Source organism: Paenibacillus turicensis (genome assembly GCF_017873435.1).
Lineage (GTDB): Bacteria > Bacillota > Bacilli > Paenibacillales > Paenibacillaceae > Fontibacillus > Fontibacillus turicensis.
Window position 1 is genome coordinate 1 of sequence record NZ_JAGGKG010000017.1, and the last position, 20,262, is coordinate 20,262.

Consider the following 20,262-nt stretch of genomic DNA (forward strand, 5'->3'; position numbering starts at 1 on the left):
CCTTCATTTGATAATCTAACAAATGATATTCTGCGAATGAGCGAGCTAGCGTAAGAAAAATGAAATATAAGGAGGGAGACAATCTTCAGAATCTCCCTGGCCCTTCGCTAGTTTGGGCCCAGCTGTCAAGCTCCGATTTCAGGTTATAGCCCAAATTTATTGTGTTGTTATTTTACTTTTTTTATGATAAAGCCACAAAATTAAACTAATGATGACCATATAGATAAGCATAATGCTAATTGCTGCGATGGGGGAGCTTAACAGCTTGTCTCCAACATACGAATATACGATGATGCCAGGTAATTTACCAACGATCGTTGCAGCAACATAAGCGCCAAATGGAATTGCGGTTGCACCGGCATAAATATTTATTGCATTTTGCGGGATGATTGGGAGTAGCTTGCAGATTAAAATAGACTTAAAGGGTTGCTCATGAATCCATGTAGTAATCCCTTTGAATACCTGAGTTGTTGCTAGCCACTTTTGTGCTGTATTCCGAAAAACATAAGCCGCACCAAAATAAAATAATATTCCTGCCACAGTAGATCCAATCAGTGTGATCAGCATACCTAGTTGAACTCCTGCAGCATAGCTAATTGCCGCGATAATGATTTTATATGGAAGGATCGGTAATACAGCAAACACAATGGAAATAATATATAGCTGATATATTGGCGGATCATTTGTAACCCATAATGTTAACTCCTCGCGATAAATAAGTGCTGTAATCAAAAGAGCGGCATAGATTGCAATGGAAGCCCAAATTTTCATAATACCTCCGGTTTCATGTGGATATTGCATTTTTCTGAATGAAAAAGGACAATCTAACAATGTTAATTTATTTCATAATAGTGTTGTTATTGCTCATGCATAAGGCTTTGTCGAAACTGTTTTGGCGACATCCCAAAGCGTTTGCGGAACACTTTATGAAAGTAATTATAGCTTGGAAAACCAGAGCTTTCTGCAACGTGTTCAAGGGAAGAGGGACTAAACATAATCCGCTCTCGTGCCATATTTAGCCGAATTTCTAACGTATATTGAATGATGCTTGTGCCAAACGCTTCTTTAAAAAGATGAACAGCGTGACTTACGCTGATTCCTACATGTGCCGCGGCTTCTTCTAGTTTAAAAGGAATTGTTGCATTTTCCTCGATATAGTTTTTGATGCGGCTAGCAATATATGTTTTGTAGGTAGGTATTGGATATTCAGTATAATGTCGATCAATATCCATACATAAAATTTTAAAATAATATTCAATGATTTGGGGATTATTATTTGGAATTCGTCGTAGCTCGGTCATGATTTGCCGAAAAGCTCCAATAATGCCCTCAGATAGAGGAACCTTAATTTTATGTGGACGTTCCCGCTCTTGCCACCACTGTTCGAGCCAAGCACCACCTGCAAAAATATGATAATCACCACTGTAAACTGCTTCAGTATCACGCCCTTGCTGTTCGGTTGATATTTTCAGCTCATAGGGATCATTGGGTGCAAACAACAATAAATCACCTGGCTCTAGCAATTCAAGCTTATGATTTAGACGACTTCGGCATTTACCTAATGATTGTAATCGAATTAAGTAGCTTCCAAGTCCATTTGTATTTATTGTATGAAAGGGTTTATGGTGGATAGAATATCCCGCCGTTAAAATTTGCAGATCAGTAGCTCCCATAAATATATGTCCTCCTAAGCAACTTCAAAAATAGTTATCAGATTGTTCATGTTTTAATCATATTATTCATTTTACTATAGCTAGAAATCAAATACTATGTAATTGAGCGGCTCAATCTATTTACTAACATAGGGTTGGAGTGATAAACATGACAAGGGTAGGAATACAGCTTTTTACTTTGCGTGATAAGTTAGAGCAGGATTTTGAAGGTACGTTAAGAAAAGTTGCAGAGCTTGGATACCAAGGTGTAGAGTTTGCCGGATTTTATGGTCGAACTAGTGAGCAAGTCGCCGCCATTTTAAAAGAAACGGGCCTTGTGGCAATCGGGTCACATACGCCTTATCAATTATTACGCGATCAATTGGACGAGGTTATTGAATTTAATATTGCAATCGGTAGTAAGTACATTATTTTGCCATATATCGCAGAAGAGGATCGACATCGTTGGTCTGAAATTGCAGAGGATATGAAAAAGATTGCACAACGTTGTGAACAAAAGGGACTCGTATTTTTTTATCATAATCATGACTTTGAATTGTTACAGCATATTGAAGAACAACCAGTGTTAGATTGGTTATATGAACAAATTCCTGCTAGCCAACTTAAAGTAGAGTTAGATACATGTTGGGTGCACCATGCCGGATATGATCCTTTAGCTTATATTGATCGATACAACTCTAGAATTTTGTTATGGCATCTCAAGGATATGATTAAAAATGAAGATGGCTCGCCGCAAACCGTCGAGTTAGGCAAAGGAGAAGTTGACAATAAAGCAATTGCAGATGCAATGCTGAAGATTAATGTAGAGTGGGCTATTGTTGAACAAGACTATTGTGCCAATGATCAGATAGAAAGTGTTAAAACAAGTATGGAATGGGTTAAAAACTACGCAAAGCAAGGGGGCAACTTAGATGTCTAAAAAGTTAAAGGTAGCTGTAATTGGTTGTGGAGGAATTGCAAACGGCAAGCATTTGCCAAGCCTAAGTGTACAGCCAGAGGTTGAGTTGGTTGCATTTTGTGACATTGTTGTAGAACGTGCAGAGGAAGCCGCAGCAAAATTTGGAGCTGACGGTGCAAAGGTATATAGCGATTTTCAAGCGCTTTTACGTGATACAGATATTGATGTTGTTCATGTGTGTACACCTAACGATTCCCACGCTGAAATTACGGTGGCTTCCTTAGAATCAGGTAAACATGTGATGTGTGAAAAACCGATGGCAAAAACAAGTGAACAAGCCCGTCAAATGTTAGATGCAGCAAAACGTACCGGCAAAAAATTAAGCATTGCATACCAAAACCGTTTCCGCAGTGATAGCTTATACTTGAAGGAAGTTTGTGAAAACGGCGAGTTAGGAGACATCTATTTTGGGAAAGCGCTTGCAACACGTCGTCGTGCAGTACCGACATGGGGTGTTTTTTTAGATGAAGAAAAGCAAGGTGGCGGCCCCCTCATCGATATTGGAACACATGCACTTGATTTAACCTTGTGGTTAATGGACAATTACGAGCCTGAAAGTGTAACAGGTTCTGTATTTCATAAGCTTGGAGAAAAAGAAAATGCAGCAAATGCGTTTGGTCCCTGGGATCCCGAGCAATTTAAGGTAGAGGACTCTGCATTTGGCTATATTAAGATGAAAAATGGCGCAACAATTATGCTAGAATCCAGCTGGGCGCTAAACATTGTTGATTTTGGTGAAGCTAAAACGTTGCTTTGTGGAACTGAAGGTGGCGCAGATATGACACATGGCTTGCGTTTAAATGGAGAAAAGCGTAGCCGCTTATATGAAACAAAGGTGGACTTAGGTACAGGTAGTGTAGCCTTTTTTGAGGGAAAAGAAGAGACGGAAGCAACACGCGAAGCTAGCGCTTGGGTGAAAGCCATTTTAAATGATGAGGAGCCTTTGGTAAAACCTGAACAAGCTTTAGTTGTTACTGAAATTTTAGAAGCGATTTATGAATCCGCTAAAACAGGAAAAACCGTATATTTTGATTAATGGGTACAGTTAGTCAGGGTTAAATCCTATCATGTGATGATTAAGTAAGGAGGGGTATCAATGAAATTAGGTATATTTTTAGTGTTATTTGGTGGACATCCTTTTGAAAAAGCACTTGACTTAGCAGCAGAGGCAGGCTTAAAGGCAGTTGAGATTGGAACGGGTGGTTATTCTGGGGGTAGTCATGTTGATTTGGATGAGCTATTAGCAAACGAAACCGCACGGAAGCAATTTAAGCATGCAGTAGAGTCTAGAGGCATGATCATTAGTGCATTAAGCTGTCACGGCAATCCCTTACATCCACAAAAAGAGATCGCGGCAAAGTTCCATGATGTCTATGTAAAAACAGTTCAGCTTGCTCAAAAATTAGAAGTACCTGTAGTGAATACTTTTTCAGGTTGTCCTGGTGATCATGAGGGGGCAAAATATCCGAATTGGCCTGTGGCTCCATGGCCTAACGATTATCAAGAAATCCTTACATGGCAATGGGATAATAAAATTATTCCTTATTGGACAGAGTGGGGGAAATATGCGGCAGATCATGGTGTGAAAATTGGACTAGAGCTTCATGGTGGCTTTTCTGTTCATTCACCAGGCACATTGCTTCGGCTTCGTGAGGCAGCAGGTGAAGTGATTGGAGCCAATTTAGATCCAAGTCATATGTGGTGGCAAGGGATTGACCCTGTTCAGGCTGTATCTATTCTTGGACGCCAAGGGGCTATTCATCATTTCCATGCCAAAGATACATCCATTGATCCAATTAATGTGAACAAGCATGGCATTACGGATATGCAATCTTATACAAAAATGCTAGATCGTGCATGGCAATTCAGAACAGTAGGTTACGGACATGATATGAAAACATGGAGTGATATCATTAGTACGCTACGTCTAGTTGGGTATGATTATGTTGTGAGCATTGAGCATGAGGATGGGTTAATGTCTGTGGAGGAAGGGTTTAGTAAGGCAGTGCGTAATCTGCAAGGAATATTGATTGAGGAAGCGCCAAGTGAAGCTTGGTGGGTATAAGACAGTTTAAGTAGGTATAGCATAAGCTGAGCCACAAGTAAATATATTATACTAAGCGATCACTCTTTAGGGTGATCGTTTTTCTATCCACTTGCATATTTCACTTTTTTGTAAGCTTTTCTTGTAAGCGATTTAAAGACTTCATGACATAATTACTTCACGCTTTTAAGAGTATATTGTATAATGAGACATTATTCAGTGTATTTTTACTAATAAATATGTTATTATTATATATACTAACTTATTGTAAGCAATGTTTGAAAAAGGGGTGAATATATATGGAAGAATTACATCAACCTGCAATGTGTCCCCGTTTTGAATCAGCATTTACGATGCTAGGGAAAAGATGGAATGGATTAATTATTCAGTCGTTAATGGTTGGACCACAACGTTTTAAGGATATTTCTAATCGCATTCCGCTTATGAGCGATAAGATGCTGTCAGAACGCATGAAGGATTTAGAAAATAGCGGGATTTTAGTTCGCAAAGTTTATCCAGAAACACCAGTACGTATTGAGTATGAATTAACCGAAAAAGGTCATGCACTCCGTTCTGTGATGGAACAAGTACAGCAGTGGGCAGAAGAATGGGTATAGTGGCGATCATGCCGTAGCTGGTGACAGTGCGGCATGACTATTAAAGAAGGAAGGTGTCATTGTGGCTGAAGTCATCGTGATTGGAGCAGGGCCTGCTGGGGCAAGCGCAGCTTTGTTTTTAGCTAAAGCAGGTAAAGAAACATTAGTATTAGACAGTAATTCTAGCATGACTAAAAGGGCTTGGCTAGAAAATCATTATGGCGTTAAAGAGCTAACAGGGCCTCAATTACTGGAAATTGGACGTGAACAGGCAGAAAAGTTTGGCGCTAAATTTATCGAAGAGAAAGTAACCGTTGTTGATACTAATGGAGGACAAACGGTTTATGTCAAAACTGAATCTGGTCGTAATTACAGAGCAGAGCATGTTATTTTTGCAACAGGTGCATTAACTGATCTTGCAAGCGCTACCGGACTAGAGCTTGTTGATGGTAGAGAGCCAAGAATTAAGAAAGTAATTGACACAGATCGTTATGGCCGCACAAGCAGACCAAGACTTTGGGCAGCAGGTACAGTTGCTGGAACTAGTGTCCATACGATTATTACATCCGGGGATGGCGCAAAGGTAGCCATTGAAATTATAAGTGAGCTTAATGGTGAGCGTTACGTGGATCATGATGTATTAAAATAAGCTATTTTTCATTTTATATACTAATTCCATAAATTACAGGGCTTTTCTGGCGTGAAAGTTGTCCAGAAGGGCCTTTTTTCATTATAATATAAGGTATACTATGAAGGGGATGTAGAAATCACAGCATGGGGGATTGCAGCAATGAACAAAAATGTAAGTTGGCTACTAAAGATGACAGCTGTAGTAATACTTTTAGCTCTTGGCACGTTTGTAGCTACTAGATTTTTGCCGCAGTTTGCCACTTCTATAGAGCAGCCTATAGAACAACAACAAGCTGTAGACCATGAAGATGATATTACATTAACGATCGATGGTAATAATTTTATTCCGGATGTCACTCGTAGCATACATTTTGAATATATGAAGGATTTAACACTGCGTGATGCATTGCGAAGTAGCAACTTGATTATTTTGAATGAAAATGGAACAGCCATACAATCTGTAGGTAATGTTGCATTAGATACTAGTTTAGCATGGGGTGTAAAGCTGAATCAAAAGGAGCTTAAAGCAAGCAAATGGGGGACGAAACTTAAAATAGGAGATCATATTTCAGTTTATGTAACGTCAACTCGTCTTTATCCAGAAAATACAATGGAAGGTTCATTAGTATTATCAGTGCAGGGTGGAATACATAAACCCGAATTGAGAAGATATTTTCTTACCAAGTTTAAGGAAGGGATTACTGTACGCGATTTACTTGTATCAAGTGGAATCGTCCAGCTAACACCTAATTATAAGCAAATTTTGGCTGTTAGCGGTTATCATTGTGATGCGACAGAGCAATGGGTGCTTAAAGTAAATAAAAAAGTGTTAATTGAAGCAGGCTTAGATATGAGATTAAGTGCAAATGATGTTGTGGATATTGAATTAGTTAGATATTAGAATGAAAAGCCCAATTATATAATAAAAAGGCCCCCGTTCAACCCTAAATTAGGGAGGAAAATGGGGGTCTTACCATGTATTAAGGTAAAGAATAGATAAGGGCAACGATGATCTACTCCTTTTTAAATAGACATATAAAAATACATATTAAATTCTACATATTTCATTTGGACATAACTCACAATGACAAATATCCTGAAGCATAACAAGGTCTTTAATTACGATCATGCCGTTTTCGTATTCAAGTGCATCCTTTTTACGTAGGTCGCTTAACATACGATTCACACTTTCACGTGTAGCGCCAATCATATTGGATAAATCAGTATGCGTAATTTTTTTGTTGATTAAAATGGTGTCGTCATGCTTCTCACCGTACGTGTTACTGAGGCGAATTAATGTTGAGCATAATGCACCAGGTTTTCCATACATCATTAGATCACGGAACTTCGTTTGAGTTAAGCGATGGTGAATCCCCATCCATTTCATAAAATCAATCGCAAATTCACAATGCTGGCAAATTAAAATTTCTAAATCCTTTTGTTCAATGATTCCAACCTCACACTCTTCAATCACTTCAGCGGTTAAACTATATTTGGTGCTGAAAAAAGGATCGGCTTGGCCTACCATGTCTCCACGACCATACATATATAAGATAAGCTCTTTTCCTTCGTCTGTTGATTTCGTTAGCTTAACGCGACCACGCTTAATATAGAAAAGCTTATCAGCAAAATCACCTTCCCAAAATAAGTGAGTGCCTTCAGGATATATTTTGTCTTTCATCGTTACGAGAAGTCGATTGAAGCTCTGTTCTGAGAAGCAGCTCGTATTTCCTTTATTAAGAGCAGCATTCATCGTTTCACTCATCGTTGATTTCCCCTTTGTACTCCAAATTTTTCTGAAAATTTAAATTAATTATATAACGATTATTGCATTTTGAGGGAAGAGGAAAGGCGAAAAAAGTGTCCAAATTTCAACATTGTGACTATTTTCACTTAATTTATAGTATTAGTATGCTTCCGATCATATATGAAAGCACTTTATTTGGGTTTTATACTATAAATGTAAACTGAGGATGAAAATAAAAGCAGGGGAATGAAACTTTTTTCATTTTGTTTAAAGTATGTGAAAAAATTCACTATACAAATCAAATTTTATATGTTATGCTTGGTTCATCAAGGAAAGCAAAACAAAAATTAAAGGGTGCATAGTAAGTGAAAATATTCACTTTAAATAATTTTTGGTAAATAAAATGCCCCTTTACCTAACTTTAGGAGGATGAGAGAGATGGCCGTTAAAAATGACGTAACGACAAAAGTTCAGCCAACTGCAGGAGATTACATCCAGACTTTAATTGACAAAGGTAACAAAGCTTCCCAAGCATTTATGGAATTAGACCAAGCAAAAATTGACGACATCGTTCAAGCGATGGCAATTGCCGGAATGGACCGCCACATGTATTTAGCAAAAATGGCAGTGGAAGAAACTGGCCGTGGTGTTTATGAAGATAAAATTATAAAAAATATGTTTGCAACTGAATATATATATCACAGTATTAAAAAAGATAAAACAGTAGGGGTTATTGAAGATAACGTATATGAAAGCTTCCAAAAAATAGCTGAACCTGTAGGGATCATTATGGGGATCACACCTGTAACTAACCCAACTTCAACTACAATTTTCAAAGCACTTATCGCAATTAAAACACGTAACCCAATTATTTTTGGTTTTCACCCATCTGCACAAAAATGTAGTAGAGAAGCAGCAAAAATTTTGTTAGAAGCAGCGGTTGAGCATGGTGCTCCTGCAGATTGTATCCAATGGATCGAAGACCCTTCCATGGATCGTACAAATGCATTGATGAACCATCCTGATGTAGCTTGTATTCTAGCAACTGGTGGATCTGCAATGGTTAAAGCGGCTTATAGCTGTGGTAAACCAGCACTTGGTGTAGGACCTGGTAACGTACCTTGCTTCATTGAAAAAAGTGCTAATCTAGATCAAGCAGTGAATGACTTAATCCTATCCAAAACATTTGATAATGGTATGATTTGTGCGTCTGAGCAAGCCGTTATTATTGAAGAACCTATCTTTGATCAAGTTAAGAAAAAAATGATAGCAAATGGATGTTATTTTGTCAATAAAGAGGAAGCAGCAAAATTAACTGCTGGTGCTATCATTGCTGATAAATGTGCAGTTAACCCATCCATTGTTGGTCAATCTGCTGTAAAAATTGCTGAAATGTGTGGAATTCAAGTTCCAGCTGGAACAAAAATCCTTGTTGCTGAAATTGAAGGCGTTGGTACGAAGTTCCCATTGTCTGCTGAGAAATTAAGTCCAGTGCTTGCATGCTATAAAGTAAAAAATGCAGAACAAGGTATCGAACGTGCCGACGAAATCGTGCATTTTGGTGGAATGGGTCACTCTTCTGTTATTCATTCTCATAATGAAGAAGTAATTAAACAATTTTCTGATCGTATGCCAACTTGCCGGATCTTAGTGAACCAACCATCTTCTCAAGGTGGTATCGGTGATATTTACAACACGAACTTACCTTCATTGACATTAGGTTGTGGATCTTATGGACGTAACTCCACTTCTTCTAACGTAACTGCAATTAATTTAATTAATGTGAAAAGGGTGAATCGTCGTACCGTGAATATGCAATGGTTCAAAGTACCGGATAAAATTTATTTTGAAAAAGATTCCACTCAATATTTAGCTAAAATGCCTGACATTACTCGCGTATTAATTGTAACAGACCCAATGATGGTTAAACTTGGATATGTTGAAAGAGTAGAGCACTATTTGCGTCAACGCCCAGTTCCAGTAGCGATTGAAGTGTTCTCTGAGGTAGAACCTGATCCATCTACAACAACTGTAGAACGTGGTGCTGAATTGATGACTAAATTCCAGCCTGACTGCATCATCGCATTAGGTGGTGGATCACCAATGGATGCTGCAAAAGGAATGTGGTTGTTCTACGAATACCCAGATACAGATTTCAAAAACCTAAAACAAAAATTCATGGATATTCGTAAACGGATCTACAAGTACCCACGTCTAGGACAAAAAGCTAAATTTGTAGCAATTCCAACGACATCTGGTACGGGTTCTGAAGTAACATCGTTTACAGTTATTACAGATAAAATTAATGGTAATACTAAATATCCGTTGGCTGATTATGAATTGACTCCAGACGTAGCGATTATCGATCCAGTGTTCGTTTACAGCTTGCCTAAGACTGCAGTTGCAGATACAGGTATGGACGTATTAACACATGGTATTGAAGCTTACGTGTCTGTTATGGCAAATGACTTTACTGACGGACTTGCGATCAAAGCAATTCAACTTGTATTTGAATGGCTTGAAAAATCAGCATTAACGGGTGATCCGCTAGCACGCGAAAAAATGCATAATGCTTCTACATTAGCAGGTATGGCGTTTGCTAACGCATTTTTAGGAATCAACCACAGCTTGGCGCATAAATGGGGTGGGGAATATCACACTGCACATGGACGTACAAATGCGATCTTGTTACCACACGTTATTCGTTACAATGCTAAAAAACCTACTAAATTCGCGGCATGGCCTAAATATACAAACTTTGTTGCAGACGTACGTTACGCTGAAATTGCACGTATCCTCGGATTGCCAGCTCGTACAACTGAAGAAGGCGTGAAGAGCTTAATTAAAGCAATTCGTGAATTAAATGAAAAATTAGGTATTCCACAAACGTTCCAAGAGCTTGGCTTTGAAGCTAAAGAATTTGAATCCAAAGTAGATTATTTAGCAGATCGTGCTTTTGAAGACCAATGTACAACTGCGAATCCTAAGCTTCCATTAGTAACTGAACTAGCAGATGTATACCGTGATGCATTCTACGGAAGATTTGAAGAATAAGTGAACAAGTAAGAAGAAAAAAGTGACAAATATCACTCGAAAAGTGATATTTGTCACACTGGTTTTATGCTAAATGTTATATGATAAGGACATAAATGATTCCTAAATTTGGCCTTATCAGTGTCCAATTTGTGAAAAGTATCACAAATTTTAAGGAATCACGAGACGCGGAAAACATATATCCTTCAAACCGCGTACTCCAAACTATAAAATGGAGGGAATAAAGATGTCGGTGATCGAGAGAGAAGTAAGTGATGTTCAGTCTGGTTGGAGAGGTTTTAAAAAAGGAAAATGGGTAAAAGAGGTTAACGTTCGTAACTTCTTGGATACTAACCTTTCTCCTTACACAGGGGATGAGTCCTTCTTAGCAGGTCCAACTGCAAACACAAAAGCATTATGGGATATCGTGTCTGACCTTAACAAAAAAGAACGTGATGCTGGTGGGGTTCTTGATGTAGATGTAAACACACCTTCTACTATTATTTCTCATGGACCAGGATACCTAGATAAAGACAAGGAACAAGTTGTTGGGGTTCAAACTGATGCTCCGTTCAAACGTTCTATTCAACCTTTTGGTGGAATTAAAATGATGATCGATGCTTGTAAAGCTTATGGCTTTGAATTGCCACAAGAAGTAATCGATACATTTACTCATATTCGTAAAACGCATAACCAAGGTGTATTTGATGCATATACATCTGAAATCAGAGCAGCTCGTAGAGCTGGTATTATTACAGGTCTTCCAGATGCTTATGGTCGTGGTCGTATTATTGGTGACTATCGTCGTGTAGCATTGTATGGTGTGGACTTCTTGATCAAACAAAAACAAAATGATTTGAAAGAGCTTGAAGTAGACGCAATGAGCGATGATGTGATTCGTCTTCGTGAAGAATTGTCTGAACAAATTCGTGCTTTAGGCGAATTAAAACAATTAGGACAATTGCATGGTTTTGATATTTCTAAACCAGCAAACACAGCTAAAGAAGCTTTCCAATGGGTATACTTCGGTTATCTTGCAGCTATTAAAGAACAAAATGGTGCAGCGATGTCCCTTGGACGTGTATCTTCTTTCTTAGATGCTTATATTGAACGTGATCTTGCAGAAGGAACATTAACTGAAGAAGCAGCACAAGAGCTAGTTGATCATTTCGTAATGAAATTACGTATCGTTAAATTCTTGCGTACTCCTGACTATAACGATTTGTTCAGTGGTGACCCAACTTGGGTAACTGAATCCATCGGTGGTATGACTGTACATGGTACTACTCGTGTTACAAAAAACAGCTTCCGTTTCTTACACACATTAAACAACTTGGGACCTGCACCAGAACCAAACTTGACAGTATTATGGTCTGAGCAATTGCCAGAAGCCTTCAAAAAGTTCTGTGCTAAAGTTTCTATCGAAACTAGTTCCATTCAATATGAAAATGATGACTTAATGCGTCCGATCTATGGCGATGACTACGGTATTGCTTGTTGTGTATCCGCTATGGAAATCGGTAAACAAATGCAATTCTTTGGCGCTCGTGCTAACCTTGCAAAAGCATTGCTTTATGCAATCAATGGTGGTAAAGATGAAAAATCAGGCGTTCAAGTAGGTCCTGAATATCCAGCAATCACTTCTGAATATTTGGATTATGATGAAGTAATGAAACGCTTCAAACCAATGATGGAATGGTTAGCTAAGCTATATTTGAACACTTTGAACATTATCCACTACATGCATGACAAATATTCATACGAACGTATTGAAATGGCATTGCATGACCGCGACATCTTGCGCACTATGGCTTGTGGTATTGCTGGATTGTCCGTAGCAGCTGACTCTTTAAGTGCAATTAAACATGCTAAAGTTAAAGTGATTCGTAACGAAGCTGGTATCGCAGTTGATTTTGAAATCGAAGGCGAATATCCTGCATATGGTAACAATGATGATCGTGTTGACCAAATTGCGGTTGAGCTAGTTGAATCGTTTATGACTATGATCCGTAAGCACAAAACGTATCGTAATGCTTTACCAACACAATCTGTCTTGACAATTACCTCTAATGTTGTTTATGGTAAGAAAACAGGAACTACTCCTGATGGACGTAAAGCTGGTGAACCATTTGCACCAGGTGCTAACCCTATGCATGGTCGTGATAAGAAGGGTGCTCTTGCTTCATTAAGCTCTGTAGCTAAACTTCCTTATGAACACAGCTTAGATGGAATTTCCAACACGTTCTCTATCGTGCCTAAAGCACTTGGTAAAGAAGAAGAATCCCGTAAATCTAACCTTGTATCTATGTTAGATGGATACTTCGGTAGCAACGGACACCATTTGAACGTTAACGTATTTGCTCGTGAGCAATTACTTGACGCAATGGAACATCCAGAAAACTATCCTCAATTGACGATTCGTGTTTCTGGTTATGCTGTAAACTTCATTAAATTAACTCGTGAGCAACAATTGGATGTAGTTAACCGTACATTCCATGGTCAAATGTAAGCTCGTTTGTTAAAATATTAATTATAAAAAAGACAGCAGAACGGAGTGGCGGAAGATGCTAAAAGGTCGCATACATTCATTGGAAACATTCGGAACGGTGGATGGCCCAGGTATTCGTTTCGTACTCTTTATGCAAGGTTGCTTGTTAAGATGTCAATATTGCCATAATGCAGATACCCTTAGCCTGACGGACGGTAAAGAGGTGACTTTAGAAGAGGTATTGTCAGAAATTGAACCTTATCTAAATTATTACCGCTCCTCAGGTGGGGGGCTCACTGTCTCAGGTGGTGAAGCAACATTGCAAGCTCCATTTGTGACTGAGTTGTTCCGCGAAGTGAAAAAACGTTGGAATCTGCACACAACGCTTGATACTAATGGATATAACGATGGGGACAAAATTCGTGATCTACTTGATGTAACTGATCTTGTTTTGCTTGATCTCAAGCATATTGACAATGAAAAGCACATTAAGTTAACAGGCAGACCTAATGATCGTATGTTAAAGATGGCACGTTGGTTATCCCTGCATGAACGTAATATGTGGATTCGCCACGTACTTGTTCCTGGTATAAATGATGATGAGCAGGACCTATTTAATTTAGGTAAGTTCATTGGTAGCTTGCAAGGTGTAGAAAAGTTTGAGATACTTCCATACCATCAAATGGGCGTTTTTAAGTGGAAAGAGCTTGGTTGGGATTATGAGCTTGAGGGTGTACCTTCACCTACTGCAGAGGAAGTTGAGCGTGCTTATCGCATTATTGAAGAAGGACGAAAACAAGGCGCACTCATTAAACAATAAACTTTTAGGAAAACGGCTAAATCTAACTGATAAGTTAGAGCTTAGTCGTTTTTTTTAATCGTTTTGATACTCAATATCTTTTTTATTAGAAATTTATGTTATGATGTTAAAATACATATTTTTATGTTTGAGAAAACAGAGAAACTTTCTTAACGTTTAAGCGTTTAATAGTTTGTGTATATAATAATTGGGTTGTTTTAAAATTTAATATAGGCAGCAGAGGAGTTAAAGGATGAATTTAAAAAGGTTATTTTTAGTAGGTTTGTTTGCGGTTTCACAAATGGGTTTAGCAATCCCTGCAAGTGCTGATCAAAATAATAGTAGTGATGCAACAGGCACAAACGTAACTGTCATTGAGGAGAAAGCAGGACAGTCACAGTCTCAGACAGAAGCAAAAGATGCTACAGAAGCACAAGGTGCAACAGGTGATAAAGAAGCAGATTCAACGAATATTAACCAAGGAACAAGCTCAAACAATTTAAGTCATACTACGCAATCAAGTAGCTATACTGAACTTGTTTTAATTATGAATAGCAAAAAAATATTTAACAATGGTTCTTTAAGCTTGGCTGGACATCCTATGGAAGTGAAAAAGGGAGTTTCCTTTGTTGCTATTCGAGGTTTTGCCGCTGCGGCAGGAATGACAGTATCAACAGATTCTTCAACAAATGAGGTTATTTTAACTCGTGGAAATGATGAGCTTCGTTTTAAGGCTGGAAATACTAAAGTTAAAGTAAATGGTGCAGTAAACACCATGAAGGGACCTGCTTATTCAAGTAAAAACAATTTTATGGTTCCTTTAGCGGCAGTTGCGGACCATCTTAATATTCCTTTTACGGTGGATAACACTAAAAAAACAGTAACATTACAAATTTCTACAGGTCCAATTGCTTCATTCCGTATAGGAAATCAGGAAGTTTATGCTGGACAAACCTATGTGCAATATTTGCCTCAATCATACTCACCTAAAGGCTTAGCAATTGTAAAAGAGGAATGGCAAAACAAACAGGACGTATTTAATACACCTGGATATTATACGGTAAGCTATCGGGTGCAGGATGCAAGCGGGGAATGGAGTAACACATTTAGTATGACCATTCATGTTGTCAAGCCTCACACACCACCCGTGGCTAATTTTAAGACTGATAAAGATACCTATAAGATGGGCGAGCCTATTACTTATACAGATTTAAGTACAGATGAAGAAAATTCAATTACTGAAACTAAATGGGAAAATAAGGAATTGGCATTTTTTGCACCAGGTGATGTAGTTGTAAGATTAAAGGTTGTTAATAAATATGGGTTATATTCTACCGTTGAAAAAACAATAAAAATTACGGATGAACAATTGTATACGCGCGACGAGTTTAACAAGCTATTTGTACCTGTTGGTGAGAAATTTGAAATTAATGGGAAGCAAGTGCTTGAGTGGGAGAAGCTAAACTATACGTATACTTCCCAACCAACAACACTGATTCGTAGTAATAGTCCTGAGACTGTGTATTCTGAAGGGATTTTATATCGTGAATCGGCTATAGGAGATACAAGATTTTTAGTGCATCACGTCAATATGACGAAAAAAAATATGAAAATTTATTTGATTGCTACAAATAAGAATAGTAAGCCGGCGCATCTCGTTCAAACCGGTTTAGGGTTTGCGGGACCAAGTATTTACGCGGGCGCTGCAGGAAAACAATCGATACAACGCTATTTTGAATCACTGCGTTATGGCAATCAATATAAAGACATTTATTTGGCAGCAGGTCAAAGTAAAATTATTATGTCAGAGCTAAGCGCTAAAGATTTAAAAAATGAAGAGGTAATTTCCTTAATTGCCGATTTAACGAGTGACCATACGATTCAATATACGTTAGTGATGGTTGCACCGGATAGAAATCCGATCAAGGCATTACCTAATCTCAAATTTTTACCTCAAGATGTGCATAAGCGTGGTACATTTGAACAAGCAACAAGAGATGTACAATATAGTGAGCTTGTTGGGAAGACACCGGTTCGCTTAATGCTTGGAGATAACTCAAGTGATCCCTATCTAGTTGGAAGTGATGGTCCAACTGGTGAATATAAAATGAATTCTGGCAATTTTGGCGTTGTGTACCGCATCCGGTTACCACGTGTGGCTCCAAACACATTGATCACGTTTAATCCTAGAGGTGGATTTTACTCTGGAGTCATCACGATCAATGGAAATGTCGTGTCCATTCCAAACGTAGGTGGGAGCAAAGGTACGAATGAAAATAGCGTATTACACCGTACAGGGGATAGAGAACAAAACTTAGAGTTTACGTTTACGGCTGCACCAGGAAGTAATTTGCCTGTCGGCATTTTGTTCCAGCCTTTACCACCTAAAAAATAAACATATTTGTTATAACGACAGCTCTTCTGTGGAAGTGGCTGTCGTTTCTTTTACTTCAATGAGCTAACATTGACGCGTCCGTTAATTTGGGGCATTATATTAAGTGGAGTATAAATGGGATTATAGATGGGTTTGTAGACAGAATACAATAATAGTTGATTTTTTTGACGGGGGTGATTGGATGTTATCAACCGAAGAAATAATTAAGGTTATGTCCTCCCGCGGATTAAGAATTACAGACCAACGCAAAAGTCTGGCTAAATTATTCGCAGAGAGTGAAAGCTATTTAACACCTAAAGATGTTTATGATTATATGTGTCAATATTACTCAGGCTTAAGCTTCGATACCGTATATCGCAATTTAAGGGTCATGGAAGAATTGGGTGTGTTAGAGCAAATTATGTTTGAGGATGGGTTGAAATTTAAGGCGAGCTGTAGTGAAGGCCACCACCATCATCATATGATCTGTTTGCAATGCGAGAAGACCTATCCGATACATTTTTGTCCAATGCCACTGACAGATGCACCAGAAGAGTTTCAGGTGGTTAAGCATAAGTTTGAAGTATTTGGTTATTGTAGTAAATGTAAACCACAGTCGCAGTTACAAGGTGAGGATAATTTGCACCAGCATGATTGCTCTCACCAGCATGGAGAGGTTAAATAATGTCGATCTCACGTAAAATTGTACAAGCGCCAATTCATGTATATCGGAAAGTTATTTCTCCTCTGAAGCCACCAGTGTGTCGATTTTATCCTACCTGTTCAGCTTATGCGCTGGAGGCCATCGAGGTACATGGTGCATTAAAAGGGTCTATGCTTGCGGCTAAGCGTATTGTAAAATGCCATCCTTTTCATCCTGGAGGGGTTGATCTTGTGCCTCCTAAAAATGAGAAGGTAAAAGAGGGCAAGCCTAAGACATCACATTCTTCACAGATTGGTTGAGGGTGAATGGACTTAATTAGTTAGGCTAATTTACTTGACAGCATGTTCCTATATTTCCTATAATGGAATCAATTTTATAAGCAGATTAAAACCGATGAATGGATGAGTACAAAGTGTAATTCAGCAGCAGAGAGCCGGGGAAGCTGAGATCCGGACTGAACTTTACTTTGGAATATGGTCCAGGAGGGACTGCGTGTGAGCTAGCTAAATAATAGCTTAGCTGGTAAGCATGTAGCGTGTTCTAGCGTTAATAGAAGGTCTTAAATGACTAGCAAAGCTTGTCTCTGTGAAGAGTCAGGAAATTTGGGTGGTACCGCGTGAGTAATCTCTCGTCCCATTAGGGATGGGAGTTTTTTTGTGTTTTTAAGCTTTTGAAATGCTACATAACATTTTAAGGAGGATATAACATGAGTGATAAAAAAACGTTTTACATTACAACTCCAATTTACTATCCAAGTGCAAAGCTGCATATTGGTCATGCCTATACGACTGTGGCAGGGGACGCTATGGCGCGCTACAAGCGTTTGAGAGGATACGATGTGCTTTATTTGACAGGTACTGATGAGCATGGTCAAAAAATCGAACGCAAGGCGTTAGAGAGCAATACTACACCACAAGCGTTTGTCGATGAAATTGTAGTTGGAATCAAAGAATTGTGGAAAAAGCTTGAAATTTCCTATGATGATTTTATTCGTACTACAGAACCACGCCATAAAAAAAGAGTTGAGGAAATCTTTGACCGTCTATTAAAAAAAGGTGACATTTATAAAGGAGAATATGAAGGCTGGTATTCCATTCAAGATGAAACGTATTATACAGAATCTCAGCTTGCAGATGTAGTTCGTGATGAAAATGGCAAAATTGTTAGTGCGAAAAGTCCTGAAAGTGGTCACGCCCTTGAGCTCGTAAAAGAAGAATGTTATTTCTTTAGAATGAGTAATTATGTAGATCGTTTGCTCAAGTATTATGAGGATAATCCTACATTTATTCAACCCGAGTCCCGTAAAAATGAAATGATTAACAACTTTATTAAGCCAGGACTAGAGGATTTAGCGGTGTCCCGTACTACATTTGAGTGGGGCGTTCAGGTAAAGGGTGATCCTAAGCATGTCGTTTATGTATGGATTGATGCTTTAACGAACTACATCACTGCACTTGGTTATGGCTCTGATAATGAAGAGTTGTTTAATCGATATTGGCCTGCGGATGTTCATCTTGTAGGTAAGGAAATTGTACGTTTCCATACGATTTATTGGCCGATTATGCTGATGGCGCTAGAGCTTCCACTGCCTAAAAAGGTATTTGGACATGGCTGGCTTTTAACGAAGGAAGGGAAGATGTCTAAATCAAAAGGAAACGTGGTAGATCCTAACGTATTAATTGATCGTTATGGTTTAGATGCTGCCCGCTATTACTTCCTACGTGAGGTTCCTTTTGGCTCTGATGGCGCATTTACACCTGAAAGCTTCGTGGAGCGTATTAATTCCGACCTAGCAAATGATCTAGGAAACCTATTAAATCGTACCATTGCGATGGTGAACAAGTATTTTGACGGTGTAGTTCCTAGCTATGCAGGACAAGTGACTGCATTTGATGGTGATTTACAAGCAACCATTACACAAACGATTGATAAAGTCGAAGAAGTGATGGAAAACCTTGAGTTTTCAGTTGCCCTAACTGCAATTAGTGCGTTGATTAGTCGTACAAATAAATATATTGATGAGACAAAACCTTGGGTGCTTGCGAAGGAAGAAGCAACTCGTAACGAATTAGCTTCGGTTATGTATCATCTTGTTGAGACATTAAGGATTGTATCTATTTTATTACAGCCATATTTGACACAAACACCAGCAAAAATTTGGAGTCAATTAGGTTTAGCTTCAGGTGAATTAACAACATGGGATAGCACAAGAGAATTTGGCTCCACACCAGCAGGAACTAAATTAGGAACAGCAGAGCCAATCTTCCCTCGTTTAGATGTGGAGCAGGAAGTAACTTATATCGTGAGCCAAATGAGTGGAGGTACGCCTGTAACGGAAGCTCAGGAGAAGGTAGCTGCCCCTTCTGGGACGGCGACCGAAGCACCGGAGCTGAAAGAAGAAATCGGCATTGATGATTTCGCAAAAGTTGAGCTGCGGGTTGCACAGGTAATTGCATGTGAGCCTGTTCCAAAAGCAGATAAGCTATTGAAGCTTCAGCTTGATTTAGGTTTCGAGCAGCGACAAGTTGTGTCTGGTATTGCGAAGTTTTATAAGCCAGAGGAGCTAGTTGGGCGCAAAGTCATCTGTGTAACGAATTTGAAGCCTGTGAAGCTACGTGGCGAGTTATCTAGAGGTATGATTTTAGCAGCATCAGAAGGCGATCAGCTTACACTAGCAACAGTGCCGGATAGTATGCCAAATGGTGCAGTGGTGAAATAAAATTCTGACTTTTTAGGGAAGGGCGCTCGGGTAGAGTGTTGCTTCACTTGCTGTTAAAACTGGATTCTTTATATTGAGCAAAAATGAGGTTAGAATCCAGTTTTAAAGGCAACCATTCCATTGTTCCGCAATCCCTCTACCCTCGCTTTGTATCTCGATGGAGTCTACCCCATATTAAAGTCCCCATTTTAAAGTGGGGACATAAAAAAGATCGCTTAATTGGAAGGCGCTCGGGTAGAGAGTTGCTTCACTTGCTGTTAAAACTGGATTCTTTCTATTGAGCTGAAATGAGGTTAGAATCCAGTTTTAAAGGCAACCATTCCATTGTTCCGCAATCCCTCTACCCTCGCTTTGTATCTCGATGGAGTCTACCCCATATTAAAGTCTTCATTTTAAAGTGGGGGACATAAAAAGGATCGCTCTGCGTGAATGGAGATTGACTCCAGTCACGCAGAGCGATCCTTTTATTTTTACAATTTAATATGAAACCCAAATATAATTGCTTGGTTGCTCCTAAATTATTTCTCCATGTAAGCG

The 20,262-nt window shown here is 38.8% G+C and carries 16 protein-coding genes and 1 other annotated feature; of the genes, 13 read left to right on the top strand and 3 right to left on the bottom strand.

Annotated features, from left to right (window positions below; translation table 11 throughout):
• Positions 1-156: 156 nt before the first annotated feature.
• Both J2Z32_RS16005 and J2Z32_RS16010 read right to left on the bottom strand, forming a co-directional pair.
• A complete protein-coding gene (locus J2Z32_RS16005; RefSeq protein WP_210090188.1) occupies positions 157-771 on the bottom strand; it encodes a TVP38/TMEM64 family protein in 615 nt (204 codons plus the stop codon).
• An 86-nt stretch (positions 772-857) separates the two neighbouring features.
• Positions 858-1,673, bottom strand: coding sequence for an AraC family transcriptional regulator (locus tag J2Z32_RS16010; RefSeq protein ID WP_210090189.1), 816 nt, complete (start codon positions 1,671-1,673; stop codon positions 858-860).
• 148 nt (positions 1,674-1,821) lie between these two features.
• Between J2Z32_RS16010 and J2Z32_RS16015 the strand changes: the two genes are divergently transcribed.
• From J2Z32_RS16015 to J2Z32_RS16040, 6 genes are all read left to right on the top strand, one after another.
• Positions 1,822-2,592 (top strand): sugar phosphate isomerase/epimerase family protein, encoded by a 771-nt coding sequence (locus J2Z32_RS16015; protein ID WP_210090190.1) that lies wholly within the window; start codon positions 1,822-1,824, stop codon positions 2,590-2,592.
• On the top strand, positions 2,585-3,667 hold the full coding sequence (locus J2Z32_RS16020) for a Gfo/Idh/MocA family protein (protein WP_210090191.1): 1,083 nt from the start codon (positions 2,585-2,587) through the stop codon (positions 3,665-3,667). Before J2Z32_RS16015 ends, J2Z32_RS16020 begins: the two co-directional genes overlap by 8 nt.
• Before the next feature lie 60 nt (positions 3,668-3,727).
• A complete protein-coding gene (locus J2Z32_RS16025) occupies positions 3,728-4,696 on the top strand; it encodes a sugar phosphate isomerase/epimerase family protein (RefSeq protein ID WP_210090192.1) in 969 nt (322 codons plus the stop codon).
• 278 nt (positions 4,697-4,974) lie between these two features.
• A complete protein-coding gene (locus J2Z32_RS16030; RefSeq protein WP_210090193.1) occupies positions 4,975-5,292 on the top strand; it encodes a winged helix-turn-helix transcriptional regulator in 318 nt (105 codons plus the stop codon).
• A 61-nt stretch (positions 5,293-5,353) separates the two neighbouring features.
• The gene (locus J2Z32_RS16035) at positions 5,354-5,920 is read left to right on the top strand and encodes an FAD-dependent oxidoreductase (protein ID WP_210090194.1); all 567 of its coding nucleotides are present in this window, start codon (positions 5,354-5,356) and stop codon (positions 5,918-5,920) included.
• A gap of 141 nt (positions 5,921-6,061) precedes the next feature.
• Positions 6,062-6,802, top strand: coding sequence for a hypothetical protein (locus tag J2Z32_RS16040; RefSeq protein ID WP_210090195.1), 741 nt, complete (start codon positions 6,062-6,064; stop codon positions 6,800-6,802).
• A 147-nt stretch (positions 6,803-6,949) separates the two neighbouring features.
• On the opposite strand, the gene J2Z32_RS16045 is transcribed toward J2Z32_RS16040, so the two are convergent.
• Positions 6,950-7,666 carry a Crp/Fnr family transcriptional regulator gene (locus tag J2Z32_RS16045; protein WP_210090196.1) on the bottom strand — a complete coding sequence of 239 codons (717 nt, stop codon included), beginning with the start codon at positions 7,664-7,666 and terminating at the stop codon, positions 6,950-6,952.
• A 420-nt stretch (positions 7,667-8,086) separates the two neighbouring features.
• Between J2Z32_RS16045 and adhE the strand changes: the two genes are divergently transcribed.
• From adhE to metG, 7 genes are all read left to right on the top strand, one after another.
• Complete coding sequence (gene adhE, locus J2Z32_RS16050) at positions 8,087-10,702, top strand: bifunctional acetaldehyde-CoA/alcohol dehydrogenase (protein WP_210090197.1); 2,616 nt, start codon at positions 8,087-8,089, stop codon at positions 10,700-10,702.
• A gap of 226 nt (positions 10,703-10,928) precedes the next feature.
• Positions 10,929-13,190, top strand: a complete 2,262-nt coding sequence (gene pflB / locus J2Z32_RS16055) for a formate C-acetyltransferase (protein WP_210090198.1) — start codon at positions 10,929-10,931, stop codon at positions 13,188-13,190.
• A gap of 55 nt (positions 13,191-13,245) precedes the next feature.
• Positions 13,246-13,989 carry a pyruvate formate-lyase-activating protein gene (gene pflA, locus J2Z32_RS16060; protein WP_210090199.1) on the top strand — a complete coding sequence of 248 codons (744 nt, stop codon included), beginning with the start codon at positions 13,246-13,248 and terminating at the stop codon, positions 13,987-13,989.
• Between the two features lie 232 nt (positions 13,990-14,221).
• Positions 14,222-16,363: a copper amine oxidase N-terminal domain-containing protein gene (locus J2Z32_RS16065; RefSeq protein ID WP_210090200.1), complete on the top strand. Its 2,142-nt coding sequence runs from the start codon at positions 14,222-14,224 to the stop codon at positions 16,361-16,363.
• Positions 16,364-16,544: 181 nt separating this feature from the next.
• Positions 16,545-17,027, top strand: coding sequence for a Fur family transcriptional regulator (locus J2Z32_RS16070; RefSeq protein WP_210090201.1), 483 nt, complete (start codon positions 16,545-16,547; stop codon positions 17,025-17,027).
• A complete protein-coding gene (yidD, locus tag J2Z32_RS16075) occupies positions 17,027-17,305 on the top strand; it encodes a membrane protein insertion efficiency factor YidD (protein ID WP_210090202.1) in 279 nt (92 codons plus the stop codon). Before J2Z32_RS16070 ends, yidD begins: the two co-directional genes overlap by 1 nt.
• An 85-nt stretch (positions 17,306-17,390) precedes the next feature.
• Positions 17,391-17,645: a binding site (T-box leader), on the top strand.
• Positions 17,646-17,712: 67 nt separating this feature from the next.
• Positions 17,713-19,725: a methionine--tRNA ligase gene (metG, locus tag J2Z32_RS16080; protein ID WP_210090203.1), complete on the top strand. Its 2,013-nt coding sequence runs from the start codon at positions 17,713-17,715 to the stop codon at positions 19,723-19,725.
• Positions 19,726-20,262 lie beyond the last annotated feature (537 nt).